Raw genomic sequence first — 21,794 nt, 5'->3', positions numbered from 1 at the left:
AAGTAAAAAGAAACTTTTGCCCTTCGGGTTCGCCAGTCACCTGCGGAGGGAAACCCTCTCGCAGTGCTGGACTTACCTTTTTAATTTTTACTTTTTACTTTAAGTGAATTTACACGAGCTTTGGCAGTGATTGGTTTTCCTGGTTTAACTTGGGCAGATGTAGGGCTGCGATTATTATCAGTACTACTGCTGATTGCCATCAATGCCTTTTTTGTGACAGCAGAATTTTCGATGGTGACAGTGCGGCGATCGCGGATTCATCAGTTAGTTAAGGCTGGTGATATCCAAGCGATCGCCGTTGAGACATTGCAACGCAGTATTGATCGACTGCTATCTACAACACAGTTAGGTATTACCCTTTCTAGTCTGGCACTGGGATGGATTGGCGAAAGTACAATTGTGGTGCTGGTAAACGCATGGTTGAAATCTTGGCCTTTACCAGCCACAACAACAAACTTTATCGCTCATTCCTTGTCAATTCCTATAGCCTTTTTTTTGGTAGCCTATCTGCAAATTGTCTTAGGGGAATTATGCCCAAAATCCTTAGCGCTGCTTTATTCCGAACAACTAGCGCGATTTTTAGGCCCTTCCGTAAAAGCGATCGTCCGTTTTTTCAGTCCCTTCATTTGGATTCTTAACCAATCAACTTTTTGTTTGTTACGAATTTTTGGTATTGAATACACAGGTCAAAGCTGGAGACCACCAGTTACCTCAGAAGAATTACAGATGATCATTGCCACAGAACGAGAATCTACTGGCTTAGAACATTCCGAACGTCAACTGCTAAATAACGTCTTTGAATTTGGTGATGTCACCGCCCAAGATGTGATGATTCCCCGGAATGGGATTATTGGCTTACCCAAAGATGCTACGTTCCAGAATTTACTTCAAGAAATGACGGCTACAGGTCACTCCCGCTATCCCATTATTGGCGAATCTTTAGATGACATTCGCGGCATTGTTTATTTTCGGGATTTGGCGCAACCCTTAGCTATGGAGAAACTCACTTTTACATCCCATCTTCAACCGTGGATGCGTCCTGCCCGATTTGTTCCAGAAAACACGCCCTTGAGTGAACTATTGCCCATGATGCAGCAAGAAAAGCCAGCTATGGTCATCGTCGTAGATGAATTTGGCGGGACTGTAGGTTTAGTGACCATTCAGGATGTGATTGGCGAAATTATTGGCAATACAGGAGAACCAGTAAATAGCGAAGACTTGTTAATTGAGATTGTGGATCAAAACACCTTTTTAGTACAAGCACAGATTAATCTCGAAGACCTCAACGAAGTTTTAAATCTCAGTTTGCCTTTAATGAGGGAATATCAAACCTTGGGCGGTTTTTTACTTTATCAATTACAGAAAATGCCTAGCAAAGGTGAAATCTTTTTATACCAGAATCTTCAATTCACCATAGTCTCAGTGTTCGGGCCAAGGCTGCATCAAATTCAAGTCCAACGCTTACCGCAGGGATGAAACAGGGGAGAAGGAATATCTAAATCCCTACTTCCTATTGCCCACTAAGCATAAGGAACTGGGTCTGTTAATCCCAATTCATCAAAAGCTGCCAGCCGCAAGCGACAAGAATCACAAACTCCGCAAGCCACATCACCGCCGCTATAACAAGACCAAGTTAAATCCCAAGGAACACCTAAAGTATTACCAAGCTGGATAATTTCAGTTTTTTTCAGATTCACTAAAGGGGCGACGATCGCAGTCGGGTTGCCTTCTCGGCCTTGCTTGGTTCCGAGGCGAAACACTTCCTGCATTGCTTGGATGTAGTCAGGGCGGCAATCAGGATAACCGGAATAATCTAAGGCATTCACACCGATGTAAACTCTTTCAGCGGCGATCGCTTCTGCATAGCCCAAGGCAAAGCTTAAAAATATCGTATTCCGGGCAGGTACATAAGTTACAGGAATATTTTGCGACATTTCAGCCAAAGAACGCGCTTCGGGTAAATCGATTTTGTCATCAGTCAGTGCTGAACCACCCCATTGTCGTAAGTCAAAATTGACTACCTGATGTTCTACTACCTGTGCTGTTTGGGCTACGTGCCTAGCTGAGTTTAACTCTCGGCGATGTCTCTGTTGGTAATCAAAAGAAATTGCGTAACATTCACAACCATCAGCCTTGGCTTGATACAGTACAGTAGAAGAATCTAATCCCCCAGACAACAAAATTACGGCTTTCATCTCGGCTGCCAAATTTTTAGATTTTAACTTGCCAAATCATCATATTAAAAAATTACAAATCAGCCTCACTCATCTTTTTTCTTCCATACTGTACCAGTTTATAAACTGGACTATTATCTCGGTATGATTGTCGCTTTTTTTGTAAGTTTGCAGACCAAAAAATTATTTATTTACAACGTTTTAAGTTGGTAAATCTACTGCTAAACAAATGCCTAACTGACATTGATAAATTTTCACTTACAATTTAGTTTATGTTTAAAGTTAATAAAAAAACACATTAGCTATTGTGCAAAGAGCAAAAAACTGATTGATTTAAAACTGAACATAAAAAAAGACAGCCAGATTGCGGGAACTATCGCAAACTTTGAAATTCTTCATAAACAGAGCCTCTATGTTACCATCTGGATGGTTTTAGACGGATCATACCTGGCTGTTCAGTATAAATGCCAACGGCCGCAGCGTCTCTAAATTTGGTGGTTGAGGAGAGAACAATAGTGCAAAATAGCATGTCAGTGGCAGAATCAAATTCATACACACAGCGCAATCAACCAAGACCGATTCGCGTAGGCGTAATCGGGGTGGGTAACATGGGACAACATCATGCCCGCGTATTGAGTTCAATGAAAGATGTTGAACTAATCGGGGTGGCAGATATCAATGTTGAACGAGGCTTAGAAACCGCCAGCAAATACAAGGGGCGTTTTTTTGAAGATTATTGTGACTTGCTACCCCATGTGGAAGCAGTGTGCATCGCCGTACCTACTCGCCTACATTATGCTGTCGGCATTAATTGTCTATTAGCTGGAATTCACGTTTTAATCGAAAAGCCGATCGCTGCTAGTATTTCGGAAGCAGAATCTCTAGTCAATGCAGCGGCTGAATCTGGGTGCATTTTGCAAGTAGGGCATATTGAGCGCTTCAATCCTGCATTTCGGGAACTAAGCAAAGTCCTGAAAACTGAAGAATTGCTGGCGCTGGAAGCTCACCGGATGAGTCCTTACTCAGATCGGGCCAATGATGTTTCCGTCGTATTGGATTTAATGATCCACGACATTGACTTAATGCTAGAATTAGCCGCCTCCCCAGTGGTCAAACTGACAGCAAGCGGTACGCGTGCTTTAGACTCTGGTTATTTAGATTACGTGACAGCCACCCTGGGATTTGCCAATGGCATTGTTGCTACTCTCACAGCCAGCAAAGTCACTCACAAAAAAATTCGGCGCATTGTTGCCCATTGCAAAAACTCCTTTACAGAAGCAGACTTTCTCAAGAACGAAATTCTGGTTCATCGACAAACAACCACCAATTTAACTGACAATCGTCAGTTACTTTACAGACAAGACGGTTTGATTGAAAAAGTCTACACCACCAATATTCAACCTTTAAGCGCAGAATTAGAGCATTTTGTCAATTGTGTCCACGGTGGAAATCAACCTTCCGTTGGTGGTGAACAAGCTCTCAAAGCCCTCAGATTAGCCAGCTTAATTGAGCAAATGGCTTTAGAAGAGAGAGTTTTTAACCCATTAGATTGGGAATCTGAGTCCAGAGTCCAATCTTTAACTTCCACAATCTAACAGTTCTGCTCAATTGAATACATAAAATGTTTAGGGGCGTAATAATTGCGCCCCTAAAATTTGGCGGTAATTACAGGTAACAGGTGACAGGTGACAGGTGATGGTAGGGGAAATTGATTTTCCTAGTGTTGGGAACTAAAACCGGATTGAAGGAGGATTTATTCTCTTCCTGCTGCCGTGCTTTTTAACGTGGCGATCGCGGAAACAATCTTGCTGATTTTATTCCCAGTGTGTACTGATTATCAGTAAAGTTTTAAGAAGATTAACCCTAGATTAGGCAATTAAACTTGTGCAGCAATTTTAGGAATAGACTCAATGCTTGAATGGATTACTAATACTATCAGTTCCTTGGGTTACGTAGGTATTGCGCTGTTAATGTTCGTAGAGAACTTATTTCCCCCCATTCCCTCAGAATTGATTATGCCCTTGGCGGGATTTACCGCTAGAGCAAATCCAGACAAGTTAAATTTTTTTGGGGTCTTTTTTGCCGGAGTTGTCGGTTCTGTAGCTGGCGCACTTGTATGGTACTATCCTGGTAAGTTTTTGGGCGAACAGCGCTTAAAAAGGTGGGCTGATCAGTACGGCAAGTGGTTAACCATATCCAGCAAAGATATTACCAAGGCAAAGCACTGGTTTGATTCTCAAGGTAGCAAAGCAGTGTTAATTGGTCGTCTTGTACCGGGAGTTCGTACTTTGATTTCCGTGCCGGCAGGCATTAGTAATATGCCTTTGCTACCATTTTTATTTTATACAACCTTGGGTAGTGCTGCCTGGGTAGGTTTGTTAACATACTCAGGATACGTGTTGGGTAGCCAGTATGAACTTGTGGACAAGTACCTTGCGCCAGTATCAAAAATTGTGCTTGGGAGCTTGGTTTTGGCATTTGTGGTCTGGGTACTCAAGCGTAGGCGAAAAAAGACTAGACACTAAAATACACAACCCTAATTTAAAGTTGTTTTAAAGTTGGGGGGTTACATCTGGTAAAAATTCGCCTACACTATGCCAAATAATGCTGAATTTGCGATCGCCTAACTCAGCGTTAGGCGTATTCGTAGCTACACTTGACGAAACCTAGAATTTCTGGTATCTCGCATGTTTGTATGTAAGATGAGCAAGTTAAATTTTGACAGTTAAGAAAGGACTAGGAGCTTTCATGACAGACCAACCTTCCGCCGCTACCCCAATGAATGCTGCTGCTATCCCTCTCAACAGGGTTTCAGCATCTACCCCAATTAATACTGCTACTACCGCTAAAACTAATGGCGGTTCTGGCAAATCAATTCTCAGTGTGGACTTAGGCAGAACTTCTACCAAGACTTCTGTTAGCCGCGAACCCGGTAACGTGGTTTTCATCCCCGCCAATGTCAAACAAATGTCAATGGAGGAAGTCCGGGGCGGTATTTTTGAAGCCCGTGCTACTGATCCTTTAATGGATTTGTGGATGGAATACCAAGGCAGTGGCTTTGCCATCGGTCAACTAGCCGCCGACTTTGGCGCAAACCTCGGAGTCGGTAAATCTAAGGTAGAAGATGCACTGGCTAAAGTTTTGGCTTGTGCTGGCTATTTCAAGCTAAAAGACGAAATTTCCATTGTGTTGGGTTTACCCTTCCTCTCTTTAGAGCAGTTTGAAAAAGAAAAGGCTCAAATCATCAGTCAGCTGACTGGCCCGCACATAATGAACTTTAGAGGTGAAACAGTCTCTCTAAATATCAATAAAGTTTGGGTAATGCCTGAAGGCTACGGTAGTCTTCTCTGGTGTGAAGCTCAACCTAAAAAAGGCCCTGGTAGCCCCGACTTTACCAAAGTATCGGCAGCCATTGTGGACATTGGACATCAAACAATCGATTTGTTGATGGTAGATAATTTCCGCTTCGCACGAGGAGCTTCTAAGAGTGAAGACTTCGGGATGAGCAAATTCTACGAAATGGTAGCTAAAGAAATTGAGGGCGCAGACAGCCAATCTCTGGCGCTCATTTCTGCTGTTAACAAACCCAAGGGAGAGCGTTTTTATCGTCCTAAAGGCTCTAGCAAGCCCGCTAACCTTGATGATTTTCTCCCCAACTTGATTGAAATGTTTTCTCGTGATATTTGCAGCCGTGTCCTCGCTTGGCTCCCTGAGCGTGTGACTGATGTGATTATTACTGGTGGCGGTGGCGAATTCTTCTGGGAAGATGTGCAACGTCTGTTGAAAGATGCCAAAATCAACGCCCATTTAGCTGCACCATCTCGCCAAGCTAACGCCTTGGGGCAGTATATTTATGGAGAGGCGCAATTATCCGCCGTTCGCGCTGCTAGGTCTTAAAGCCAATGTTCCAATGGTCAAAAAAAGTAGTTAAATCGGTCACGTTCAACCCAGAAGTTGCAGACGAAAGCTTGTTGTCGCTGGTAGAAAGCCATTTAGAGCCTCAACCAGAAAAGTCTTTTAGCGACCTCTGTAAAGAAGCCCTATGGCAATTTTTATGTGTCCCGGAAGCTGTCAAACCTGCTTCCAAACCAATAGCCGCAGAGTCGGTTGAACAGAAAATCGATGAACTGCAACGCCAAGTGGCTGACCTAGAGGAACGTTTTTTCGCTAAGGAATCGAATCGTTTGGAGGCGATGGAACGCCATATTGTGCAACTCACGCAACAAATGGCGCATCTAGCCATTTTGGTGACAGAGCGACCGCCGATTATTCACCATCAGCCTCCAACTTCACCAGCGCCAGCGCCTGTAGTGTCAACAGTCCCAGTAATGGAAATGGTTAACACTACCTACGCTGCTACACCTCCTGAAGATGTTGACCCTGTTATTAGTCGTCTCAGTCAGTTCTTAGATGATTTTTAAGAGACGGTTCGGATTGTGAGTATTATTATTTTTGAGAAATCCTTAGTAGTGCAGACTATTAAGGATTATTAATTTTTATCAGCGCGATCGCCTAACATGATTCAATTCCTGAAACTCTTCAGATCCCCGACTTTTTCAAAAAGTCGGGGATCTAAGTCTAAATGATAAATTTAGAGCGATCGCTTCAAATCATCTTCTTCTGTTTGCAGCAATTCCCAAATTAATAATGCAAGTTCAATCACCAGTCCTGAACCTGGGATGAACAAGTCAGCAATTAGGGGAATCAGAAAAAATGCGATCGCCATCAGTTTCTTAGCTTTCATGTACTTTGCCTCAAACGCTGAAGCAAAGGTAAATTTGGGGTAGTAACAGAAAGCAAAACCAGTTGTCTGTTTGCTGTAATGCGTGAATCTGCTGAGGTTCGAGTTTGGGGATGCTAGATTAAGTTTGGGGAATCCCGAAACTTTGTCGCAAATTTGGGCAAGAATAACCTATGGCGCGTCCTAGCTATGGTGAAGAAGTCGAAGCGCGGGTAAGAACACTTTTAGAAAAGTTTTTGGCTTATGCCAATGATGAGTTAGAAGACGGTGAACTTTATAAAATTGCTCTCAATTGGGAAACGCCACAGCAAGTAATAGTCAGAACACAGCTAAGAGTTCTGGCGGAACTTAGTGGTTTGACTAAAGAACAAGTCCGAGAAGCATTAAAACGACTTGAGGATTTTTTAGGCATTCTGAAGGATGAGCGCGAACATGAGAAGGGTTCCGAAAACTGGCACTTTCGCCTGACGCTTTGGCATGATAAAAGCGACAAAGAAGGGAATTTGCAGAAATTTGATGCAGAATGGCAACGCCGACGAGAAGAATTACCCGGTGTGCAGCGTGAGAAAAGTAAAAAAACTCAACCCAAGCCTACCCGTTACGAAAATATTCCCTTGAGTGGGGTAGTGGAATTTGTTGGACGTGAAAGGGAATTACAAAACCTGCATCGGCTGTTGCAGTCAAATCAACAGGTAGCCATTGCGGCGATTGCGGGGATGGGTGGAGTCGGGAAAACAGAACTCGCTTTGCAATATGCCAATTCTCACCGCGTTACTTATCAAGGCGGAATTTGCTGGTTGTCTGCATTGCAGGATGTGGGAGTGCAACTGGTGGATTTTGCTCGTAATAAGCTGCTATTGAACATCCCAGATGATTTAGATTTAGCTGCGAGAGTGCAATACTGTCTCACAAAATGGCATGAAGGTGAGGTTTTACTGGTAATTGATAACGTCATTAACTATCGAGAAGAAGTTAGGTGTTATTTAGAGTCGGTTCCGGCTCGGTTTAAGCAGTTAATTACCACGCGGGAGAAATTACAACCGCCGATAGTACGTTTAGATTTAGATGTGCTGACACCACTCGCGGCGATGCAGTTATTAAAATCGATAGTTGGTAGGGAAAGACTGCGACGTGAACCGTTAGTTGCGAGAAAACTTTGTAAGTGGTTGGGATATTTGCCACTGGGTTTAGAATTAGTCGGGCGTTATTTGTTGGGTGATGAAGAGTTATCCCTAGCAGAAATGCTGCAAGACTTGGAAAATGAGCGTTTGAAGCATGAGGCTTTAGTCGAAGTTCCACAAGAAATGAAGACTGAATTGGGTGTTGCGGCTGCTTTTGAGTTAAGTTGGCGACGGTTGCGAGAAAATGCCCAACATTTAGGCTGTGTTCTGAGTTTATTTGCTTTAGCTCCGATTCCTTGGGAGTTGGTGGAGGGGATAACAATAAATAATGAGGTTCAAAATTGGAAACAAGCCAGACGTGAGTTGTTACAGTTACATTTACTTCAGCATAAAGGTGAGGGAATTTATCAATTACATCCTCTGCTGCGGGAGTTTTTTCAATATAAGCTTACAGCTTTAGAACAGGCAGAGGAATTTAAGCGAAGTTTTTGCGTAGTCGTGGTAGCAGCTGCTGAAAAAATTTCGGACACTCCCACACTTGAGGAAATCAACGCTATTTCCTTTACCGTACCTCATCTTGCTGAAGTAGCAAATCATCTCATTCAATACATCAGTGATGAAGATTTATTTTTGCCTTTCCTCGGTTTGAGCAGATTTTATACAGGACAAGGTTTGTATACCCAAGCCGAACCTTGGGATATGCAGTGTTTATCAACAGTGCAAAACAGACTGGGAGAAGATCATCCCGATGTCGCCAATAGCCTCAACAATCTGGCATATCTCTACAATAACCAAGGCAGATACGACCAAGCCGAACCCCTATATCTCCAAGCTTTAGAACTCTATAAACGCCTGTTGGGAGAGAATCATCTCGGTATCGCCCTCATCCTCAACAACCTGGCAGAACTCTACCGTTCCCAAGGAAGATATGACCAAGCCGAACCCCTATATCTCCAAGCTTTAGAACTCTATCAACACCTACTGGGAGACAATCATACCCATTTTGTCCTCAGCCTCAACAACCTGGCATTGCTGTACCATTCCCAAGGCAGATACAGCGAAGCTGAACCTCTATTTCTCCAAGCTTTAGAACTCCATCAACGCCTACTGGGAGAAAATCATCCCCGTGTTGCCCTCAGCCTCAACAACCTGGCAGAACTCTACCGTTTCCAAGGCAGATACGACCAAGCTGAACCTCGATATTTCCAAGCTTTAGAAATGAGAAAACGGCTACTGGGAAATAATCATCCTGATATTGCTCAAAGCCTCAACACACTGGCATCTCTCTACAAATCCCAAGGCAGATACAGCGAAGCTGAACCTCTATTTCTCCAAGCTTTAGAACTCCATCAACGCCTACTGGGAGAAAATCATCCCCGTGTTGCCCTCAGCCTCAACAACCTGGCAGAACTCTACCGTTTCCAAGGCAGATACGACCAAGCTGAACCCCTATATCTCCAAGCTTTAGAACTCCATAAAAGCCTGCTGGGAGAAAATCATCCTGATATTGCTCAAAACCTCAACAACCTGGCAGGACTCTACAATGACCAAGGCAGATACAGCGAAGCTGAACCCCTATATCTCCAAGCTTTAAAAATGAGAAAACACTTGTTAGGAGAGAATCATCCCCATATTGCCCAAAGCCTCAATAACCTGGCATTACTCTACGAATCACAAGGCAAATATGACCAAGCTGAACCCCTATGTCTTCAAGCTTTAGAACTCCATAAACGCTTGCTGGGCGATGAACATCCTGATGTCGCCACTAGCCTCAACAATCTGGCAGAACTCTACCGTTCTCAAGGAAGATATGACCAAGCCGAACCCCTCTATCTCCAAGCTTTAGAACTCCATAAACGCTTGCTGGGCGATGAACATCCTAGTGTCGCTAATAACCTTAACAACCTGGCATTACTCTACGGCTCCCAAGGCAGATACAGCGAAGCTGAACCCTTGTGTATCCAAGCTTTTGAACTCTGGCGCAAACTGCTAGGTGAATCACATCCCTTAGTCGCTACTAGCCTCAACAACCTGGCATTACTCTACCGTTCTCAAGGAAGATATGACCAAGCTGAACCCTTGTATATCCAAGCTTTGGAACTCAGGCGCAAGCTGCTGGGAGAAGAACACCCAGATGTCGCCACTAGCCTTAGCAACCTTGCATTACTCTACGACTCCCAAGACAGATACAGCGAAGCTGAACCCCTTCTCATTCAAGCTTTAGATATTTTAGAGCGACGGTTAGAGGTGAATCATCCCAATACTGTGGATGTGCGTCAAGGTTTAGCATATTTGCGCGATCGCCTCAATTCACAACAGTAAAATTCACTTTCCCAACCTCATCAATCAAGCTTTTATCTCCAAGTTTCATGTTCAGAACTCGAAGTTTCTTGTTTTAAACGAGAATGTTCCTGTTCCCAACGAGAACGTTCTGGTTCTAAACGAGAATGCTTTCGTTTCAAGTGAGAATGTTCCTGTTTCAAACGAGAACGTTCTTGTTTCAAGTGAGGACGTTTTGGTTCCAAACGAGAATGTTTCTGTTCTGAGGGGGAATGATGGTGGTATGAAGGCGATCGCTTGAGATTTTGACTCGAAGTTTCGTGTTTGTAGGTGGAATGATGGTGTTGTGGAGGCGATCGCTCCTGCTAAATTATAAAATGATGTGCGATCGCCTGTGATAGTTGAGAGATAATTGTGATGGCGATCGCTTATTTTAAGGGAAAATTTTACAAAATTCTATATGACTAGGGTTTATCTAGATACCAGTATTTATAATCGTCCATTTGACGACCAAACACAGCCAAAAGTATTTCTAGAGACACAAGCGATTATCTTAATTTTACAAATGGTGGAAGCAAGATTGATAGAATTAGTTAGTTCTTCAGTTTTAGAATATGAAAATAGTCGTAACCCTTTTGTCGTCAATCAGCAATCAATGGAGCGATACCTACAAATAGCTACATTGAGAATATTAGTAGATGAAAATATTAGAATTAGGGCAGAACAACTAGAACAACAAGGTGTTAAACCTATTGATGCACTTCATGTAGCGTGTGCCGAAGCTTCTCAAAGTGATTACTTTATCACCTGTGACAAAAGATTAATCAACCGATGTCAAAATTTATCACTCACAGTTCTCAACCCCAATAATTTTATTTTAGAGGTATAAAATGGAAATTAAAGTTATTAATGAGCAAGAAAATTTACAAGAAGTAATGCAGGTGTTACTCACTCACCTAGAACCATCAAAGGTGATGAAATTTTGGGCAACTTGTAAATTAAATGAAGGCGACTATTTGCAACTAAAAGAAAAACTATTTGCTCAAGAAACAGTTGCCAGCTTATATACCAAAATTAAAGCGTATCAAAATGAAGCCTAGTGTTCCAAGATAGAAGGGGCGATCGCTTGAGCTTTTTACTCGAAGTGTCGTGTTTTCAATTGGAATGATGGTGTTTTGAGGGCGATCGCTCCTGCTAAATTATAAAATGATGTGCGATCGCTTGTCAGGGTTGAGAGATAAAGAGAATTACGATACTCACACTTCGACAGTAATTCCTCAGCAATCAGCGCTAGTAAATAGACTCTTTTTTTACTCGATTTACTGAACAAGTGCTAAAATCCTCAGATGGACAGTTAGGATATCCCAATGCCAGTTGTAGCTAACGCAATCAAATTTGGTACAGATGGCTGGCGAGGCGTAATTGGTGAAGAATTCACCTTTGAACGTCTTGCTCTGGTAGCGCCAGTAGCCGCTAAAGTCTTATATGATACTTATTTCTCTACAGTTGGTAGCCGGACTATTATAGTCGGTTACGATCGCCGATTTATGGCGGAAGACTTCGCTCGTGCTGTTGCTGATGCTGTTACCGCCGTCGGATTTGATGTTTTGCTGAGTGAATCATTCGCCCCAACTCCGGCTTTTAGCTGGGCTGCTAAACAACTCAATGCTTTGGGGGCGTTAGTAATTACAGCTAGTCATAATCCTGGCTCATATTTAGGTTTAAAAGTCAAAGGATACTTTGGTGGGTCGGTATCACCAGAAGTTACTAAAGATATAGAAGCATTATTATCCGAGGGGGTGCCAAAAGCGGCTACTCCTGGAAAATTAGAAAAGTTTGACCCTTGGCCTAGTTACACCACAGGCCTGGAAGGGAAAGTTGATATTGCCAAAATTCGAGAAGCGATCGCCTCTGGTAAGCTGACAGTATTCGCTGATGTGATGCACGGTGCAGCAGCTGGCGGACTAGCAAGATTATTAGGTGATCAAGTCAAAGAAATCAACAGCAACCGTGACCCGTTATTTGGTGGCGGTGCGCCGGAACCATTACCAAAATATCTTTCTGGCTTATTTGAAGTTATTAAAAGTCACAAACAAACCAATCCATCTGGTTTAACTGTTGGTTTAGTATTTGATGGAGACTGCGATCGCATTGCGGCGGTAGATCAAGACGCTAACTTCTTAAGTTCGCAGATATTAATCCCGATATTAATTGACCATTTAACTTTGCGACGTGGTTTTACAGGTGAAATCATCAAAACAGTCAGTGGTTCCGACTTGATTCCCCTTGTAGCAGCACTGCACAATCTGTCACTGTTTGAAACACCAGTCGGTTACAAATACATCGCCGATAGAATGTTAGTCGCACAAGTACTTTTGGGCGGCGAAGAATCTGGTGGTATCGGCTACGGTAGCCACATTCCCGAACGAGATGCGCTACTTTCAGCATTGTATGTCTTAGAAGCGATTGTCGAATCTGGGCGAGATTTGAGCGAATATTATTCTGACTTGCAACAACAAACAGGGTTTAATTCTGCATACGATCGCATCGATTTACCCTTAGCTAGTATGGAAGTGCGATCGCGTCTTTTGCAACAACTGCAAACCCAACCCTTAACAGAAATTGCTGGGAAAGCTGTCATTGATTGTCAAACAATCGACGGTTATAAATTCCGCCTCGCTGACAAAAGTTGGTTAATGATTCGCTTTAGTGGTACTGAACCAGTTTTGCGCCTCTACTGCGAAGCCGCAACCATCGAACAAGTACATCACACCCTTGATTGGGCGAGACAGTGGGCAGAGTAAAATTTAGTCAAGGGTCAAGAGTCCATAGTCAAAAAGGCAAAAGTTTATCTTCAGTAAGAAAACACTATAGACTATTGACCATTGACCATTGACCATTGACTAATGATGACCAAATTACTCGTAGTCGCTACAAGCAATGCAGGTAAATTGCGGGAAATGCAAGCTTATCTGGCTGATTCTGGTTGGGAATTAACGCTCAAACCAGAAGAACTAGAAGTTGAAGAAACAGGGGATACATTTGCAGCTAACGCCTGTCTTAAAGCCTCCGAAGTTGCTAAAGCTACAGGAGAATGGGCGATCGCTGATGATTCTGGCTTAGAGGTAGATGCTTTGAATGGTGTACCAGGAGTATATTCGGCGCGTTATGGCAAAACCGACGCAGACAGGATTGCGAGGCTACTTAAAGAACTAGGTGACGAAATTAACAGACAAGCACAATTTGCCTGTGCAGTAGCGATCGCCCGTCCTGATGGTGAAATAGTTTTACAATGCGAAGGGATTTGTCGAGGTGAAATTCTTTATGCACCCCGTGGTGATGGTGGTTTCGGCTATGATCCTGTGTTCTACGTTCCCGAAAAGCAATTAACCTTTGCCCAAATGTCACCAGAGGTGAAAAAATCGGTTAGTCATCGTGGCAATGCTTTTGCAGCGTTGATACCACAACTGAGTACAATACTGAGTGCTGAGTAAAGTTTCTCATTCCTAATTTTTATAGACGTAGCAATTACCATTCACAAATTACTATGACTATTGCGATCGCACTCAATACAGACTCGATTAACAACTTAGATTTGTCACCCGCTTTAACAGTAATTGAACCACTGCTAAAAGAGGGAGCCGCCTCTTATGAACAGCAATTAAGCTTTAATCTCGATTATCCTCTAGACCCTGGAGATCCCCGCGAACTTTCCGAAGTTCCTGAGTTACGACTATGGTTTATTCGCTTAGATGCTAAATATCCCTGGCTACCTTTTTTACTAGATTGGAAAGCCGGGGAATTAGCTCGTTACACCGCCATGCTTGTACCACATCAATTCAGTACTAAAGAAGGCATTCAATATAATCCTGAAGCATTAGAAATATTTTTAATGCACAAAATATTTGTTTTGACTGATTGGTTAAAAGAACAAGAAATCCCCAGTTCATCGCGGCTCAAATCTATGGCGCAAATGCTGGGTTATGAATTAGATGACGGTTTGTTTGAAATGTTTTAAATAATGATTTACAGGCGAATTTTGCGTTTTCGTCTGTAAACAGGCAACGTTAGAATTGCTGTACAACTTGCAGCAAAACTTGGTAATATCCCCAACTCCAGAAGAAGAGGACAGGGAATTAATTATGCGACTGACACCGTTGTATCAACAAGATAAAGAACAAGTTAGACAAGAAGGGCGACAAGAAGGCCGACAAGAGGGAATTAAACAAGGAGAGCGTCTGGTTGTAGAAAATTTACTACAAGTACGCTTTGGCTCATTAGACAATGAGTTACAAGCAATTATTGAGCAAATATTCGAGTTACCACCAGCCGAATTCACTCCTTTACTGATGCAATTATCACGAGAGGAATTAATTGCTAGATTTAGTAGAAATCGTGATAAATAAAAATGGTGTGGTGCTGACACTAGTTGGTCAGTTTTCACCACACCATTTTATTTTGTAGGATTGCTGATGATAGCAATAAAAATAACGATCGCAACAAACAGATTTACAGAACTTAGACTTAGAAGACGATTCCCAATCTAAAATCCAAAATCCAAAATCCAAAATTGAATCAGCCGCCCCAAATTTTTTCAGAAACTGTTGTTGGTGAAATATCTGCTACTTTCCCAGTGGGGGATTTAATGGCGAGGAATTTTTCACTTTTTGGTAACAACTTGCCTGGATCTGAAGAGCCAAGTAGAGCGATGGTATAAGTTTGGGCTGCAATACTCAACTGTAATGCTGCACTTTCGGTAGACAGCATTAAGTTTGCACCTGCAATCATGGCTGTTAACTTACCTACATTATCAGGCGATGTCACCTTAATTTCTGGACAGGATGCTCGGAGCGATCGCACAAACTTTTCATCATCCACACCTTGAATCATAACTACAGGCATATCTGGCTGCTTCAGGTGAAACTCTTGAATAATCTGCTGCCAATTCTCAACAGGATAAATTTTATCAGCACCCTTAGCTCGCAAGGCTGAATCAACACCTCCATAAATCAAGACGTAGCCTGTTTCATTTACCCCCAGACGTTTTTGTTCATTTTGTGACCATTCAATATCTGGTTTTGGCACATTTACGGCTAACTCTGGCAAAGGCGTGTTCATACCAAATGGGTTGAGCAACTCGTGATACGCCGCCGCTACATACTGAGATGGATTAAACGGCACGGTATGAGTCAGAAAAGCTGCTCCTTTGCCTTGAAAGCCAACACGCATGGGAATCCCGGTTAACCAGAGCATCAGTCCCACTAACCAGCTTTGCCCAAAAGCAATGGCGACATCATACTCGCGATCGCGAATTGTGCCTACCAAGTTACCCCAATCTGCTAGACTGTTGCGATCTTTATAATCAAAGGTCAGTACCTCGTGAACAGACTTGCTCACCCGGTAGGCAGCCTTTGACTGGGGTTCCGTAACGACATCTATTTTGGCGTTGGGATAATAACGCTTCAGATCATCTAGAGTCGGAAAGAAGAGAATTTGGTCGCCAATTCCGCCAGGTACAAGGGCTACTACTCGCATAATAATTATTGACGCTTACTCGCTCCTTATTTTAGGGGAATATAGGTATTGGATATTTAACGAAAGTCTGAAGTCTGAAGTCTGAAGTCTGAAATTGTATCTTTGGAGACTGCTGTAAGTCTTTTTGTGTCTACTTCAACCTTTATTTTTCATTAGTTTTTTAAGTGAGGAATTTTGTGTATTTATTAATTCCTGCTGCTGGTGTCGGCAAAAGAATGGGTAGTAACCGGAATAAACTTTTTCTTGAAGTACACTCAAAATCAATTATTGCTTGGACTTTGTTAGCGGCGGAAGCGGCGAGTTCTATCAGATGGATTGGAATTATTTCTCAACCTAGTGATTGGTCTGATTTTAAGAACATCATTGCTGATTTGCCCCTAACTAAACCTGTGGTATTTATTATTGGCGGTGCTACCCGGCAAGAATCGGTGTACAACGGTTTGCAAGCGTTACCACCAGAGGCAGAGCAGGTATTAATTCACGACGGTGCGAGATGTTTAGCTACACCGAATTTACTTAATGCTTGTGCGGCAGCAATTCGCCATTGTAGTGGTTTAATTGCTGCCATACCTGTGAAAGACACGATTAAAGTTGTTGATGACAGTGGCATAATTCAAAGTACCCCTGACCGAAAGTATTTGTGGGCTGCACAGACTCCCCAAGGATTTAATGTCCAGTTATTGAAACAGTGCCACGCCGAAGGTATACGTCAAGGTTGGGAAGTGACAGACGATGCGGCTTTATTTGAAAAGTGCGGTATAGAAGTTCGGATTGTGGAAGGTGAAGAGACAAATTTAAAAGTTACCACTCCCCAAGATTTAGCGATCGCAGAATTTATCCTGAGTCATCGAGAAAGAGCGAGGGGCTAGTACTTTATTTTTACTCACCACTTTTGATAATTACGACTTATTAAGCTTTGCTTTGACTTTAGCAACAAAACAAAGTATAATCCCACACACTTGTTGATTGTCAGTTATCAGTCATCCGTTGTCAGTTAAAAGTGACTAATGACTAATGACTAATGACTAATGACCATTGACTATTGACTAATACCCAATGAAAACAGCCACCGCGACCAAGACAGCAACTAAAATAGAAGCGATTCTCTACTTGAAGGGTAAACCCTTATCCCTCAGCGAAATAGCCGAGTATGCCGCTTGCGATCGCGCGACTGCCCAAGAAGGCATAATTGAACTTATCGACAATTACGCCCGCAGAGACAGCGCCTTAGAAGTGGTGGAAACCACGGATGGTTATAGCCTACAACTGAGGTCTGATTTTCAAGACTTAGTGCAAACACTGATTCCGGTAGAATTAGGAGTAGGTGCATTGCGGACATTAGCGGCGATCGCTCTCAATAGTCCCATCCTGCAAAGCGATTTAATTAACCTGCGGGGTTCAGGTGTTTATCAACACGTTCCTGAATTAGTCGAACTGGGTTTTGTCAAAAAACGCCGAGATAACGAATCCCGTTCTTACTCCCTACAAGTAACACCCAAATTTCATCAGTACTTCCAAATAGAGCAACTTCCCCAACCATTTGATATTCAAGAACAACAACTAGAACTAGACCTAACTATCGAAGATGAATTAGAAGATGTTAAGGAATAGAAGCTAGGAAAAAGATTTTGGGAATTGCCACTATTTTCTAGAACGCCTTCTTTCAGGTAGATATAAAACCCATACCTGTGGAAAAGACGCTACCCTTGTACTATGGTTTAGAGTAGAATTAGCAACTAAGCTAAAAAAGACTGCCAATGGTGTTTGATCCTGACTTTTTGAATGACAACTCCGAGGAACACCCGAATCAACTTCTAAGCGAGAACTTTGAGGAAAACCCCAATCAGTTACTCCAATATTTGCAGCATCAGTCTCCTGATGTTCTAGCGCGTGTCGCCCAGTCTGTCAGCCCCGAAATTAAGCAAATCATTTCCCAAAACGTCCAAGGGCTGGTGGGGATGCTTCCCGCAGAAAACTTCAATGTGCAAATTACCACAGATCGAGAGAATCTCGCTGGGCTATTAGCATCGGCAATGATGACGGGGTATTTCTTGCGGCAGATGGAACAAAGAATGCAGTTAGATTATTTATCTGACGGTCAATAGTCAATAGTCAACAGTCAAAAATACTTGAGACTATTAACTATTGACTGATGACTATTTTTTGGGATAAATACCTGACTGCACTTTTAAAGTCTGTATTTTGCCACTGCGGTTGATTTCAAGTACGAGGATATCTCCAACTGTGCTGGACTCTACTAGTTTCTGCACTTGGGCGGCTGTTTTAACGGGCTTTGCGTTCACTTTTTGAATTACGTCTCCAGGGAGCAGTCCTGCCCGTTTTGCTGGCGAGTTATCGAGAACTCCCTTAATCACCACGCCAGTATTTTGCTTGATATTCAGCTTGTTTTCGAGATTAATTTGTTGTTTTTTTGTGGGAGATAAATCTGCCATTTCGATTCCCAAAAAAGGATGATCTACCCGCCCTTTAGTAAATAGTTCTTTAGCAACACGGGCGGCGGTTTCAATAGGAATGGCAAAACCTAATCCTTGGGCATCAGCGCGAATTGCTGTATTCACGCCAATTACTTCACCTTGGGCATTTAGCAATGGCCCGCCAGAGTTACCTGGGTTAATAGCTGCATCAGTTTGGATGAAACTCACACGTTTCTCTGGGACACCAACTTGAGCGCTAGTGCGGTCTGTAGCGCTAATAATGCCGATGGTAACAGTATTATCTAAACCTAGAGGATTGCCAATAGCGATCGCCCACTGTCCGGGAATCAAATTTTGAGAATTGCCCAGTTTCACTGTCGGCAAGTTATCACTGGGAATTTTCACAACCGCCACATCTGTAATCGTATCAATACCTAATACTTTTCCCTCAAAAGTTCGACCATCTTTGAGGGTAACTTGGACTGTATCTGTATCAGCTACAACGTGGGCATTTGTCAGCAATTCACCATTTTCGCTCAAAATAAATCCTGACCCTGTACCGCGCTCAATTCGCTCCTGGGGAATTGCTTGTTCTTCTTCCCCGAAAAAGCGGCGTAATAGGGGATTTTTCAAAGCTTCCGAGATAGGATTTGCCACTTTTCTAGTCGCATTAATACGTACTACTGCCGGGCCTACTTTCTGCACTGCTGTGGCGATAAAATTCACGTTATCTCCACCAGTAGCTCCAATAGTACCGCTAGGGGCTAAGGGGGTGACAGATTCTGGAGGTAAAGCCGCCGTCACATTTCTTAACTCTCGAAATGAGTGATTTTGCGTCAAGAGATAGCGACTACCAAACAGACCTGCACCACCACCAACCAACAGTAAAGATAAATAAATAGCCAGTTGCTTCAAAGATAAATTCATAATAATTACGCTTAAGGACAGCAATGCAGTTGCTAATTTCTAAGTGTAGTCAAGCAATTGGTCAGTGGACAGATAAATTTAACATAGAGTTGCTTAATAAATATTGAAACTTAGACATTGGTGATTAGGCCAGAGCTTGACGCGTTGAGAGAATCACCAACATCCATTTATAGTTATACGGCTAATATTTCTGGGAAGACTAGTCTTAATTGATCAAGATTAGATCCCTAGACTGTGATGACAATTGTTTCCTGTGACAAAGCAGCGAGAAAAATGGATAGTTGCGCTGATGCAACTGTGCCAATTTCTGGCTATCTCATCACCAGGAAGATTTATTCTGGGGGTCGGACTTTAGTTTATTGGGTATTCATTATGCTGACAAATTCCCCATTGTCTTCAAACAGTTTATGGAATTATTTACACGCGATCGCCTAGAAATTCTCAAGAGGTTGTCCATTCAAGGTAGGATTCTCCTAGAAAATGTACAATTTGAACAAAATATTCAACAGCAACAGCTACAAAGCAAAAACTTAGTAGCAGGGGCGGAGGAAATTTCTATGGATGAGGTGTTGTATGTCCATAGTTAGCCTCAGAAAAATTCTGAGTAAAAAAGATTTATCCTCTTTGCTTCAGAACTTAGCCAGCCAAATCAACAGCGCCATTGAGATTGAACTGATAGATGGCACACAACTGATTAGTATTGGAGAACAAACTAGCAAAAACCGCTATCCCATCGAGGTTTCAGGCGAAAAAATCGGTTGGGTGGTTGGAGAAGAACAGACAAACACAGTCGCAACCTTGCTCTCGTTGCTGGCAAAACAAGAAGTCGAGAAAAAAGAACTAGCGAAAGAACTACTAGAGCGATATCAGGAAATTGATTTGTTTCAGGACATCTCGACTCAACTAACGACGAGTTTGGATACGCGACAAATTGCCCAACTCGTGCTTCAGGAAATGAGTCAATTAATTGAATCATCTGCGGGGGTGCTAATGCTCTTAAGCCCTGATGCAACTACCTTGGAAATTATTGCCGATTTTGGCAAGTTTTTTGACCACAGTCAAATAGCATCAGCTAAAGGCATTATTGGCAGCATTGTGCAATCTGGTCGTGCAGAACTCGTTAATGATGTGCAAGCAGATCCGCGATTATGGGGGGAAAAAAACGTTGATGCGCTAATTTGCGTACCATTGCAAGCCAAAGAACGGATACTAGGAGCGATCGCTATTGGCTCAAACAAAATCGACGCATATAAAGCCGAACATCTCAAACTTGTGAGTATTTTTGCCTCTCAAACCGCAGTAGCCATTGAAAAAGCTGTGCTGTATGAGCAAAGCATTCAAGCAACAGCCCAAGCTAAAGCCCAAACAGAAAGGCTCCAACAGGCTCTGCAAGATTTGCAACTAGCACAAACTCAATTAATCCAAAGCGAAAAAATGTCCAGCTTGGGACAACTTATTGCCGGAGTTGCCCATGAAATCAACAATCCAGTTAACTTTATTTGCGGCAACTTGCGGTGTGTTTCCGAGTATGCACAAGACTTATTGCATCTGCTGCTAGAGTATCAAAAATGCTTTCCTGTAGCTCCTCCAGAACTGGAATCAGAATTAGACAATATCGATTTGGAATTTATTATAGAGGATTTGCCCAAACTCCTAGATTCAATGAAACTAGGGAGCGATCGCATCGTAGAAATTGTCAAATCCCTGAAAAACTTCTCTCGTCACGATGAAGCCCAAATGACAGCAGTCAACATCCACGATGGAATTGACGGGACGCTGATGATTCTCCGCCATCGCCTCAAAGCGACTACCAATCACCCAGAAATTGCCATTATTAAAGACTATGCCAAACTTCCCCTAATTGAGTGCTATCCCGGACAGTTAAACCAAGTGTTTATGAACATCTTGGCCAATGCCATTGATGCTTTAGAAGAGTCATTAGTCTTAAAGGAATCACCATTGACAAATGACATAGAAAAAATGACATGCCCGACCATTACCATTCGCACCCAAAATCTAGACAATCAGTGGGTGATAATTCGCATCGCTGACAACGGCCCAGGAATGCCGGAAGAGATTGTACAACGCATCTACGATCCATTTTTCACGACAAAAGAGATTGGTAAGGGAACTGGTTTGGGTATGGCCATCAGCCATCAAATTATTGTGGATAGACACCGAGGACTTCTCAAATGTCGTTCTCAACCAGGTCAAGGCACAGAATTCTGGATACAGATACCGGTGAATTTTGCCGTAGAAAACCCTGAAGTAGGCGAGGATAGTCAAAGTTCTGCTGCGGCTGCGATCGCCAGCATTCCCCCATCAGCTTATACATCTGATGCTGAAGGCTTTATTTCATCCACAACCCCCATCTTCAACCCAACTGAACTACTAATTCGCCATAGTCAACTGATCCGGAGACTTTCACAGCAGAATCCAGATATTGACACAACTTCACCAAATGAAATTTATCAAATGTTTCAACGTCATCCAATTTTATTAAAGCTTTACACCACATTGTTGTCCTGGTTTTGTTGCCCTAACCCTACCCAAATCCACCATTAACATCAGGAAACTATCA

At 42.7% G+C, this 21,794-nt stretch carries 24 protein-coding genes; 18 read left to right on the top strand and 6 right to left on the bottom strand.

What is annotated here, in order from left to right:
• Window positions 1-126: 126 nt before the first annotated feature.
• Entirely contained in the window at window positions 127-1,476 is a 1,350-nt protein-coding gene (locus NCWK1_RS24725; RefSeq protein ID WP_096582775.1) for a hemolysin family protein, read from the top strand.
• A 44-nt stretch (window positions 1,477-1,520) separates the two neighbouring features.
• Here the strand turns inward: NCWK1_RS24725 and queC are convergent, their stop codons facing one another.
• The gene (gene queC, locus NCWK1_RS24720; RefSeq protein ID WP_103126537.1) at window positions 1,521-2,195 is read right to left on the bottom strand and encodes a 7-cyano-7-deazaguanine synthase QueC; all 675 of its coding nucleotides are present in this window, start codon (window positions 2,193-2,195) and stop codon (window positions 1,521-1,523) included.
• Between the two features lie 494 nt (window positions 2,196-2,689).
• On the opposite strand from queC, the gene NCWK1_RS24715 reads away from it, so the two are divergent.
• The 4 genes from NCWK1_RS24715 (at window position 2,690) to fcmC (ending at window position 6,595) form a co-directional block, all read left to right on the top strand.
• A complete protein-coding gene (locus NCWK1_RS24715; RefSeq protein ID WP_096585570.1) occupies window positions 2,690-3,769 on the top strand; it encodes a Gfo/Idh/MocA family protein in 1,080 nt (359 codons plus the stop codon).
• 315 nt (window positions 3,770-4,084) lie between these two features.
• A complete protein-coding gene (locus NCWK1_RS24710; RefSeq protein ID WP_096582779.1) occupies window positions 4,085-4,699 on the top strand; it encodes a DedA family protein in 615 nt (204 codons plus the stop codon).
• A 223-nt stretch (window positions 4,700-4,922) separates the two neighbouring features.
• Window positions 4,923-6,071 carry a filament morphology actin-like protein FcmB gene (gene fcmB, locus NCWK1_RS24705; protein WP_096582781.1) on the top strand — a complete coding sequence of 383 codons (1,149 nt, stop codon included), beginning with the start codon at window positions 4,923-4,925 and terminating at the stop codon, window positions 6,069-6,071.
• 5 nt (window positions 6,072-6,076) lie between these two features.
• Window positions 6,077-6,595, top strand: coding sequence for a filament morphology membrane protein FcmC (gene fcmC, locus NCWK1_RS24700; protein WP_103126536.1), 519 nt, complete (start codon window positions 6,077-6,079; stop codon window positions 6,593-6,595).
• A gap of 170 nt (window positions 6,596-6,765) precedes the next feature.
• Here fcmC and NCWK1_RS29755 read toward each other — a convergent pair whose 3' ends face one another.
• A complete protein-coding gene (locus NCWK1_RS29755) occupies window positions 6,766-6,918 on the bottom strand; it encodes a hypothetical protein (protein ID WP_187308241.1) in 153 nt (50 codons plus the stop codon).
• A 170-nt stretch (window positions 6,919-7,088) separates the two neighbouring features.
• Here NCWK1_RS29755 and NCWK1_RS24695 point away from each other — a divergent pair, with 170 nt between their 5' ends.
• Complete coding sequence (locus NCWK1_RS24695; RefSeq protein WP_103126535.1) at window positions 7,089-10,358, top strand: tetratricopeptide repeat protein; 3,270 nt, start codon at window positions 7,089-7,091, stop codon at window positions 10,356-10,358.
• A 32-nt stretch (window positions 10,359-10,390) separates the two neighbouring features.
• Here NCWK1_RS24695 and NCWK1_RS29750 read toward each other — a convergent pair whose 3' ends face one another.
• Window positions 10,391-10,561, bottom strand: coding sequence for a hypothetical protein (locus tag NCWK1_RS29750; protein WP_187308240.1), 171 nt, complete (start codon window positions 10,559-10,561; stop codon window positions 10,391-10,393).
• Between the two features lie 215 nt (window positions 10,562-10,776).
• On the opposite strand from NCWK1_RS29750, the gene NCWK1_RS24690 reads away from it, so the two are divergent.
• On the top strand, window positions 10,777-11,205 hold the full coding sequence (locus NCWK1_RS24690; RefSeq protein ID WP_103126534.1) for a PIN domain-containing protein: 429 nt from the start codon (window positions 10,777-10,779) through the stop codon (window positions 11,203-11,205).
• Between the two features lies 1 nt (window position 11,206).
• Window positions 11,207-11,416: a hypothetical protein gene (locus NCWK1_RS24685; RefSeq protein ID WP_103126533.1), complete on the top strand. Its 210-nt coding sequence runs from the start codon at window positions 11,207-11,209 to the stop codon at window positions 11,414-11,416.
• Between the two features lie 35 nt (window positions 11,417-11,451).
• Here NCWK1_RS24685 and NCWK1_RS29245 read toward each other — a convergent pair whose 3' ends face one another.
• On the bottom strand, window positions 11,452-11,646 hold the full coding sequence (locus NCWK1_RS29245; RefSeq protein ID WP_146034042.1) for a hypothetical protein: 195 nt from the start codon (window positions 11,644-11,646) through the stop codon (window positions 11,452-11,454).
• Between the two features lie 37 nt (window positions 11,647-11,683).
• Between NCWK1_RS29245 and NCWK1_RS24680 the strand changes: the two genes are divergently transcribed.
• From NCWK1_RS24680 to NCWK1_RS24665, 4 genes are all read left to right on the top strand, one after another.
• Window positions 11,684-13,120, top strand: coding sequence for a phosphoglucomutase/phosphomannomutase family protein (locus tag NCWK1_RS24680; RefSeq protein ID WP_103126532.1), 1,437 nt, complete (start codon window positions 11,684-11,686; stop codon window positions 13,118-13,120).
• Between the two features lie 105 nt (window positions 13,121-13,225).
• Window positions 13,226-13,810, top strand: a complete 585-nt coding sequence (gene rdgB, locus NCWK1_RS24675) for an RdgB/HAM1 family non-canonical purine NTP pyrophosphatase (RefSeq protein ID WP_103126531.1) — start codon at window positions 13,226-13,228, stop codon at window positions 13,808-13,810.
• A gap of 53 nt (window positions 13,811-13,863) precedes the next feature.
• A complete protein-coding gene (locus tag NCWK1_RS24670) occupies window positions 13,864-14,334 on the top strand; it encodes a CRR6 family NdhI maturation factor (protein ID WP_096582800.1) in 471 nt (156 codons plus the stop codon).
• 124 nt (window positions 14,335-14,458) lie between these two features.
• Complete coding sequence (locus NCWK1_RS24665) at window positions 14,459-14,722, top strand: hypothetical protein (protein ID WP_340641214.1); 264 nt, start codon at window positions 14,459-14,461, stop codon at window positions 14,720-14,722.
• Between the two features lie 169 nt (window positions 14,723-14,891).
• Here NCWK1_RS24665 and NCWK1_RS24660 read toward each other — a convergent pair whose 3' ends face one another.
• On the bottom strand, window positions 14,892-15,851 hold the full coding sequence (locus tag NCWK1_RS24660) for a glycosyltransferase family 9 protein (RefSeq protein WP_103126530.1): 960 nt from the start codon (window positions 15,849-15,851) through the stop codon (window positions 14,892-14,894).
• A 176-nt stretch (window positions 15,852-16,027) separates the two neighbouring features.
• On the opposite strand from NCWK1_RS24660, the gene ispD reads away from it, so the two are divergent.
• The 3 genes from ispD (at window position 16,028) to NCWK1_RS24645 (ending at window position 17,956) form a co-directional block, all read left to right on the top strand.
• Window positions 16,028-16,720 carry a 2-C-methyl-D-erythritol 4-phosphate cytidylyltransferase gene (gene ispD / locus NCWK1_RS24655; protein WP_103126529.1) on the top strand — a complete coding sequence of 231 codons (693 nt, stop codon included), beginning with the start codon at window positions 16,028-16,030 and terminating at the stop codon, window positions 16,718-16,720.
• 187 nt (window positions 16,721-16,907) lie between these two features.
• On the top strand, window positions 16,908-17,462 hold the full coding sequence (scpB, locus tag NCWK1_RS24650; protein ID WP_096582806.1) for an SMC-Scp complex subunit ScpB: 555 nt from the start codon (window positions 16,908-16,910) through the stop codon (window positions 17,460-17,462).
• Between the two features lie 146 nt (window positions 17,463-17,608).
• Window positions 17,609-17,956: a DUF760 domain-containing protein gene (locus tag NCWK1_RS24645; protein ID WP_096582808.1), complete on the top strand. Its 348-nt coding sequence runs from the start codon at window positions 17,609-17,611 to the stop codon at window positions 17,954-17,956.
• A gap of 51 nt (window positions 17,957-18,007) precedes the next feature.
• Here the strand turns inward: NCWK1_RS24645 and NCWK1_RS24640 are convergent, their stop codons facing one another.
• Window positions 18,008-19,213, bottom strand: coding sequence for an HhoA/HhoB/HtrA family serine endopeptidase (locus tag NCWK1_RS24640; RefSeq protein WP_103126528.1), 1,206 nt, complete (start codon window positions 19,211-19,213; stop codon window positions 18,008-18,010).
• 273 nt (window positions 19,214-19,486) lie between these two features.
• On the opposite strand from NCWK1_RS24640, the gene NCWK1_RS29240 reads away from it, so the two are divergent.
• The 3 genes from NCWK1_RS29240 to NCWK1_RS24630 are packed head-to-tail and all read left to right on the top strand — an operon-like array spanning window position 19,487 to window position 21,778.
• Window positions 19,487-19,648, top strand: a complete 162-nt coding sequence (locus NCWK1_RS29240) for a hypothetical protein (RefSeq protein ID WP_187308239.1) — start codon at window positions 19,487-19,489, stop codon at window positions 19,646-19,648.
• The gene (locus NCWK1_RS24635; protein ID WP_096582812.1) at window positions 19,621-19,800 is read left to right on the top strand and encodes a hypothetical protein; all 180 of its coding nucleotides are present in this window, start codon (window positions 19,621-19,623) and stop codon (window positions 19,798-19,800) included. The genes NCWK1_RS29240 and NCWK1_RS24635 overlap by 28 nt, the downstream gene beginning before the upstream one ends.
• Window positions 19,787-21,778, top strand: a complete 1,992-nt coding sequence (locus tag NCWK1_RS24630) for an ATP-binding protein (RefSeq protein WP_103126527.1) — start codon at window positions 19,787-19,789, stop codon at window positions 21,776-21,778. The genes NCWK1_RS24635 and NCWK1_RS24630 overlap by 14 nt, the downstream gene beginning before the upstream one ends.
• Window positions 21,779-21,794 lie beyond the last annotated feature (16 nt).

The organism is Nostoc cycadae WK-1 (assembly GCF_002897135.1).
In the GTDB taxonomy this organism is placed as follows: Bacteria; Cyanobacteriota; Cyanobacteriia; order Cyanobacteriales; family Nostocaceae; genus Nostoc_B.
This window is presented reverse-complemented; position numbering and strand designations above follow the sequence as displayed.

Bases quoted from the DNA above. Each gene is read 5' to 3' on its own strand.
- queC (WP_103126537.1), bottom strand. From the start codon at position 2,195: ATGAAAGCCGTAATTTTGTTGTCTGGGGGATTAGATTCTTCTACTGTA.
- NCWK1_RS24710 (WP_096582779.1), top strand. From the start codon at position 4,085: ATGCTTGAATGGATTACTAATACTATCAGTTCCTTGGGTTACGTAGGT.
- fcmB (WP_096582781.1), top strand. From the start codon at position 4,923: ATGACAGACCAACCTTCCGCCGCTACCCCAATGAATGCTGCTGCTATC.
- fcmC (WP_103126536.1), top strand. From the start codon at position 6,077: ATGTTCCAATGGTCAAAAAAAGTAGTTAAATCGGTCACGTTCAACCCA.
- NCWK1_RS29755 (WP_187308241.1), bottom strand. From the start codon at position 6,918: ATGAAAGCTAAGAAACTGATGGCGATCGCATTTTTTCTGATTCCCCTA.
- NCWK1_RS24695 (WP_103126535.1), top strand. From the start codon at position 7,089: ATGGCGCGTCCTAGCTATGGTGAAGAAGTCGAAGCGCGGGTAAGAACA.
- NCWK1_RS24690 (WP_103126534.1), top strand. From the start codon at position 10,777: ATGACTAGGGTTTATCTAGATACCAGTATTTATAATCGTCCATTTGAC.
- NCWK1_RS24685 (WP_103126533.1), top strand. From the start codon at position 11,207: ATGGAAATTAAAGTTATTAATGAGCAAGAAAATTTACAAGAAGTAATG.
- NCWK1_RS24680 (WP_103126532.1), top strand. From the start codon at position 11,684: ATGCCAGTTGTAGCTAACGCAATCAAATTTGGTACAGATGGCTGGCGA.
- rdgB (WP_103126531.1), top strand. From the start codon at position 13,226: ATGACCAAATTACTCGTAGTCGCTACAAGCAATGCAGGTAAATTGCGG.
- NCWK1_RS24670 (WP_096582800.1), top strand. From the start codon at position 13,864: ATGACTATTGCGATCGCACTCAATACAGACTCGATTAACAACTTAGAT.
- NCWK1_RS24665 (WP_340641214.1), top strand. From the start codon at position 14,459: ATGCGACTGACACCGTTGTATCAACAAGATAAAGAACAAGTTAGACAA.
- NCWK1_RS24660 (WP_103126530.1), bottom strand. From the start codon at position 15,851: ATGCGAGTAGTAGCCCTTGTACCTGGCGGAATTGGCGACCAAATTCTC.
- scpB (WP_096582806.1), top strand. From the start codon at position 16,908: ATGAAAACAGCCACCGCGACCAAGACAGCAACTAAAATAGAAGCGATT.
- NCWK1_RS24645 (WP_096582808.1), top strand. From the start codon at position 17,609: ATGGTGTTTGATCCTGACTTTTTGAATGACAACTCCGAGGAACACCCG.
- NCWK1_RS24640 (WP_103126528.1), bottom strand. From the start codon at position 19,213: ATGAATTTATCTTTGAAGCAACTGGCTATTTATTTATCTTTACTGTTG.
- NCWK1_RS29240 (WP_187308239.1), top strand. From the start codon at position 19,487: ATGGATAGTTGCGCTGATGCAACTGTGCCAATTTCTGGCTATCTCATC.
- NCWK1_RS24635 (WP_096582812.1), top strand. From the start codon at position 19,621: ATGGAATTATTTACACGCGATCGCCTAGAAATTCTCAAGAGGTTGTCC.
- NCWK1_RS24630 (WP_103126527.1), top strand. From the start codon at position 19,787: ATGTCCATAGTTAGCCTCAGAAAAATTCTGAGTAAAAAAGATTTATCC.